At 57.5% G+C, this 899-nt stretch carries 1 protein-coding gene; it reads right to left on the reverse strand.

The window, feature by feature from the left end; genetic code table 11:
* Positions 1-119: 119 nt before the first annotated feature.
* The coding region (locus ABLU96_RS11495; RefSeq protein ID WP_348862522.1) for an IS110 family transposase at positions 120-899 on the reverse strand (780 nt) is incomplete at its 5' end.

An 899-nucleotide genomic window follows, 5' to 3' on the forward strand; every position in this document is an offset into this window, starting at 1 on the left:
GTAGATACTGTGAACGCCTGCAACCATTTTTAGTTGCCGATACTTTCTCCGGCTCCCGGATGACAGGCACACCAACGACAGCACTCTCTGGTGCTGTCGTTTTTTCTCAGGGAACGTTGTTACGCTATCAACAGCTCATGCTGTGACGCATCGAACGCCTTTCCTGACTTCAGTACTCCATAAGCCACCTGCGCCAGCTTTCGCATCATCGCCCCTATGATGACTTTTGCCCGCTTTCCGCTCTCTTCCAGCCTTTTCCTGAACGCTTTTCCCCACGCCGTATGGTACAGCGCCGATAACGCTGGCATGTATAACGCCTTGCGCAGTTGAACCGGCCCCGCTTTGCTCATCCGGCTCGCCCGCATCACGCTGCTTCCCGACTCATGCTGCACCGGCGTCAGTCCTGCATACGCCGCGAACTGCCGCGCTGTACCGAACTTCAGCCTCAGGCCCGTATACGCCAGCAGAACAGCCGCTGTTTTCTCCCCGATGCCCGGGATACTGTTCAGCAGCTTCCGCCGTCGTTTCATATCCGGGTCGTTATCCGTCAGGTCTTTTATCTGTTTTTCGATACGTGCCAGCTCCGCGCTCAGACATCCCAGCAGGATGTCAATGCTGGCCAGCTGAACCTCCGGCGCGGTTTCTCGCCGGTTTTTCTCCTGCGTCTGCATCTCTGTCAGCGCCTGATGCCTTAACACCAGGGCTTTCAGTGCCCGCTCTGTCGGATGAGGGGCCTCCCAGGCTGACGGGCGTTTTTCCCGGCAGAAGTGAGCCAGCATACGGGCGTCCACTTTGTCAGTTTTACTGCGCAACCCCTCACTCTGTGCGAAAGCTTTACTGAGGGCGGGGTTGATGATGGACACGGTATACCCGGCATCACTCAGATGCGCGGCCGCGTC

The organism is Klebsiella sp. CN_Kp106, assembly GCF_040064575.1.
GTDB lineage: Bacteria > Pseudomonadota > Gammaproteobacteria > Enterobacterales > Enterobacteriaceae > Klebsiella > Klebsiella michiganensis.